Origin of the sequence: Streptomyces sp. W16, assembly GCF_033194735.1 — a bacterium.
GTDB lineage: Bacteria > Actinomycetota > Actinomycetes > Streptomycetales > Streptomycetaceae > Streptomyces.
On record NZ_JAWOAI010000655.1, the window covers coordinates 1 to 4679 of the forward strand.

A 4679-nucleotide genomic window follows, 5' to 3' on the forward strand; every position below is an offset into this window, starting at 1 on the left:
TATCGCGGTCAGCTCGGACGCGGCGGCCGAGGCGTACGAGACGTGGGGCGGGTACGGGGCGTCCAAGGCTGCCCTGGACCAGCTCGCGGCCGTGCTCGGCGCGGAGGAGCCCGGGCTGCGGGTGTGGGCGGTCGACCCCGGGGACATGGCCACGGACCTGTACGCGGCGGCCGTACCGGAGGACGACGATCCCCGGCCGTCGCCGGCCGGGGTGGTGCCGGCCTTCCTGCGGCTGCTGGACGAGCGTCCGGCGAGCGGGCGCTATGGAGCCCCGGCGCTTCTGGAGGAGCGATGACAGTGGCCGTGCGGGTCCCGGAGGAACTCTCTGCGCGCGTGCCCGCCGAGCAGCGTGGGCCCGGGCTCGACCGGGATGCCGTACGACTGCTCGTGTCGCGGGGTACCGAGGTGTCGCATCACGGGTTCGGGGAGTTGCCGCTGTTGCTGCGGGCCGGGGATCTGCTGGTCGTGAACACGTCGCCGACGTTGGCCGCGGCGGTGGACGGGTGGATCGGGCACACGCGCGTGGTGGTGCATTTCTCGACGCGGGGCGATGACGGGCGGTGGGCGGTCGAGCTGCGGGAGCCGGACGGGAAGGGCACCACACGCGCGCGTGCGGGCGGCCCGGAGGGGGTGGAGGTGCGGCTGCCCGGAGGAGTGCGGCTGGTCCTGGAGGAGCCGCTGAGTGCGCGCGGTGAGCGGTTGTGGTGGGGGCGGGTGTCGGGGGTGCCCGCGCTGCTCCGGGAGCATGGGCGGCCCATCCGTTACTCCTACACCGAGCGGGACCAGCCGCTGGCCGTCTACCAGACGGTGTTCTCGTTGCCCTCCGAGGACGGGACGGGCAGTGCGGAGATGCCCAGTGCGGCGCGGCCCTTCACGGGGCGGCTGGTGGCGGAGCTGGTGAGTCGGGGGGTGCAGTTCGCGCCGATCACGTTGCACACGGGGGTGGCGTCGGCCGAGGTGCACGAGCCGCCGTATCCGGAGCGGTTCGCGGTGTCGGAGGCGTCGGCCCGGTTGGTCAACGCGGTCAGGGCCGGGGACGGGCGGGTGATCGCGGTGGGGACCACCGCCGTGCGGGCCGTCGAGTCCGCCGCCGGGACCGACGGGGTCGTACGCGCGCGTGCGGGGTGGACGGATCTCGTCGTCACGCCGGAACGGGGGGTGCGGGTGGTGGACGGGCTGCTGACGGGGCTGCACGAGCCGGAGGCCTCGCATCTGCTGATGCTGGAGGCGGTCGCCGGGCGGGCCGCTGTCGACCGGAGTTATGAGGAGGCGCTGCGCGGGCTCTACCTGTGGCACGAGTTCGGGGACGTGCACCTCATCCTCCCGGAGGAGGATCCTCACCCAGTGCGTTGCGCAAGCAACTGCGAGTGAGGTTGCCGCGTCGCCGATGTGAGCCCGCACATAGGGCGCAGATCACGTACTAGGACACATAGGAGATAAACCCGACCCGCTTGAGCGGGACAGACGGTCCCGTCTGTCCCGTTTTGCCCTTCCCTGCTCCACTACCCGGGATCGTACGTCACACCTTTGCCACAGGTTTTTGCGACCGCTAAGAATTGCAGCCGTCGCTCAGCGCCGCGGATCCCGTCCGCGGCGTTTGTGCCGGAAGCACCCGCGTCCCCGCCGGACGGTGAGCGACCTCCGCGCCATTCGAAGAGGTCCATCCGCCATGCCCAAGAACACGAACACTCCTGGTCATAGTCGCCTGACCAAGCTGAACAAGCTGACGAAGCAGCACAGGATCGCGCTCGCCGGTGTCGCCACGCTCGGCGCCGCCGCCCTCGCCTTCTCCGCAGTGCCCAGCGACGCGGGGACGACCACCAGCGACGCCGCGTCCTCGGCCCACGTGGCGTACAGCTCGGAGCCCATCAAGGGCGTCAAGGCCAGCGTCACCGACCAGCTCGCCGGTGCCAGTGTGAAGACCGAGGCGATCCAGGCGAAGGCCGACGCGAAGGCGGCGAAGGCCGAGGCGGACGCCGCCGCGAAGAAGAAGGCCGCCGAAGCCGCCGCCAAGAAGAAGGCGGAGGCCGCGCGCAAGGCCAAGAAGGCCGCGAGCCGCTCCACCGAGCGCGTCAAGCTCCAGCCCGTCGCCGCGACGACCTACGCCAACAACCTCAACGGCTGGATCAACCACGCCCTGGCGATCATGAAGCAGAAGGGCATCCCGGGCTCGTACAACGGCCTGTACAAGAACATCATGCGGGAGTCCTCGGGCAACCCCAGCGCCGTCAACGGCTGGGACGTCAACGCGGTCAACGGCACCCCGTCGATCGGTCTGCTCCAGGTCATCCAGCCGACGTTCAACGCGTACCACGTCTCCGGTACCTCGACGAACATCTACGACCCGGTCGCCAACATCACCGCCGCGGCGAACTACGCGGCCGACAAGTACGGCTCGATCGACAACGTCAACAGCGCGTACTGAGGCGCGTACTGAGGCCTCCGGCGGACCTCTGGGTCTCGGTATCGACGCCGAAGGGCGGCACCCCCTCCAGGGGCGCCGCCCTTCGGCGTCGTACGGGAACGGCTACTTGCGCATGACCTCGGGCTCGTGGCGGCGCAGGAAGCGGGCCACGAAGAAGCCGCAGATCACGCCGAGGGCGATCAGGGCGACCATGTCCATGCCCCAGGCGCCGACGGTGTGCTCCCACAGCGGGTCCGCGCTGTCGCCCGGCTTGGGCGGGCTGATCTTGTTGAAGTCCAGCGTGGCGCCCGCGGCGCCGACCGCCCAGCGCGACGGCATCAGGTACGAGAACTGGTTGACGCCGACCGCGCCGTTCAGGGTGAACAGGCAGCCGGTGAACACGACCTGGATGATCGCGAACATGACCAGCAGCGGCATGGTCTTCTCGGCCGTCTTCACCAGCGCGGAGATGATCAGGCCGAACATCATCGCGGTGAAGCCGAGGCCCATGATCGGGATGCAGAGTTCGAACATGGTCTGGCTGCCGAGGACCAGGCCCTGCTTCGGGATCTCCCGGCTGGCGAAGCCGATGACACCGACCATCAGGCCCTGGAGCGCGGTGATCACACCGAGCACGAACACCTTGGACATCAGGTACGCGGAACGCGACAGGCCGGTCGCGCGCTCCCGCTCGTAGATGACCCGTTCCTTGATCAGCTCACGGACGGAGTTGGCCGCGCCGGCGAAGCAGGCGCCGACCGCGAGGATCAGCAGGACCGTGGTGGCCGTGCCGTTCGGAATTCTCTGGCCGTTCGCCCTGGCCGGGTTGGGCAGCAGGCTGTTGCCCGAGTCGATGAGCAGGCTCACCGCGCCCAGGACGGCCGGCAGGATGACCATCAGGGCCAGGAAGCCCTTGTCGGAGGCGATCACCCCGACGTAGCGGCGCACCAGCGTGACGAACTGGGACATCCAGCCCTGCGGCTTCGGCGGCTTCATCGCCTGCATTGGCGGCATCTGTACGGACTGCGGAGCAATCGCGTCGATGTCGGCGGCGTACATCTGGTAGTGCTGCGAGCCCTTCCAGCGGCCCGCCCAGTCGTAGTCGCGGTAGTTCTCGAAGGCGGAGAAGACATCGGCCCAGGTGTCGTAGCCGAAGAAGTTCAGCGCCTCCTCGGGCGGGCCGAAGTAGGCGACGCTGCCGCCCGGTGCCATCACCAACAGCTTGTCGCAGATCGCCAGTTCGGCCACCGAGTGGGTGACGACGAGGACCGTGCGGCCGTCGTCGGCGAGGCCGCGCAGCAGCTGCATGACATCGCGGTCCATGCCCGGGTCGAGGCCCGAGGTGGGCTCGTCCAGGAAGATCAGCGAGGGCTTGGTGAGGAGCTCCAGGGCCACCGAGACGCGCTTGCGCTGGCCGCCGGAGAGGGAGGTGATCTTCTTCTCTTTGTGGATGTCGAGCTTCAGCTCGCGCAGCACCTCGTCGATGCGGGCCTCGCGCTCGTCGCCGGTGGTGTCGGCGGGAAAGCGCAGCTTGGCCGCGTACTTGAGGGCCTTCTTGACGGTCAGTTCCTTGTGCAGGATGTCGTCCTGCGGGACCAGACCGATGCGCTGGCGCAGCTCGGCGAACTGCTTGTAGAGGTTCCTGTTGTCGTACAGGACATCGCCCTGGTTGGCGGGCCGGTAGCCGGTGAGCGCCTTGAGCAGGGTCGACTTGCCGGAGCCCGACGGGCCGATGACCGCGATCAGCGACTTCTCCGGTACGCCGAAGGAGACGTCCTTCAGGATCTGCTTGCCGCCGTCGACCTCGACGGTCAAGTGCCGTGCCGAGAAGGAGACTTCACCGGTGTCGACGAACTCTTCGAGCCGGTCCCCGACCAGGCGGAACGTGGAGTGGCCGACGCCGACGATGTCGTTCGGGCCGAGCAGCGCCGAGCCGCCCTTGGTGATCGGCTGGCCGTTGACGTACGTGCCGTTGTGCGAGCCGAGGTCACGGATCTCGAAGCGGCCGTCGAGCGTCGCGTGGAACTCGGCGTGGTGGCGCGAGACTTGGAGGTCGGAGACCACCAATTCGTTCTCCAGCGCACGGCCGATGTGCATCACGCGGTCCAGCGAGAACTGGTGGAACGTGGTCGGGCTGCGGTCGCCGTAGACCGGCGGCGCCCCCGCGCCGACACCGGGTCCAGGCTGCTGCGGAATCTGCGCGGCGGCAGGCGGCTGGAAGCGCTGCTGCTCAGGCGTCTGCTGCGGTGCCTGCTGCGCCCAGCCGGGGCCCGCG

The 4679-nt window shown here is 69.3% G+C and carries 4 protein-coding genes; 3 read left to right on the forward strand and 1 reads right to left on the reverse strand.

The genetic code is table 11. From position 1 onward, the window contains the following. The 3 genes from R6V09_RS46300 to R6V09_RS46310 form a co-directional block, all read left to right on the forward strand. Positions 1-295, forward strand: a 295-nt coding sequence (locus R6V09_RS46300) for an SDR family NAD(P)-dependent oxidoreductase (RefSeq protein WP_317887482.1), incomplete at its 5' end; no start/stop codon positions are given. Continuing rightward, complete coding sequence (locus R6V09_RS46305; RefSeq protein WP_317887483.1) at positions 292-1371, forward strand: S-adenosylmethionine:tRNA ribosyltransferase-isomerase; 1080 nt, start codon at positions 292-294, stop codon at positions 1369-1371. The genes R6V09_RS46300 and R6V09_RS46305, both read left to right, overlap by 4 nt. Before the next feature lie 298 nt (positions 1372-1669). After that, on the forward strand, positions 1670-2425 hold the full coding sequence (locus R6V09_RS46310) for a transglycosylase SLT domain-containing protein (protein ID WP_317887484.1): 756 nt from the start codon (positions 1670-1672) through the stop codon (positions 2423-2425). Positions 2426-2527: 102 nt separating this feature from the next. On the opposite strand, the gene R6V09_RS46315 is transcribed toward R6V09_RS46310, so the two are convergent. Next, positions 2528-4679, reverse strand: a 2152-nt coding sequence (locus R6V09_RS46315) for an ABC transporter ATP-binding protein/permease (protein ID WP_317887485.1), incomplete at its 5' end; no start/stop codon positions are given.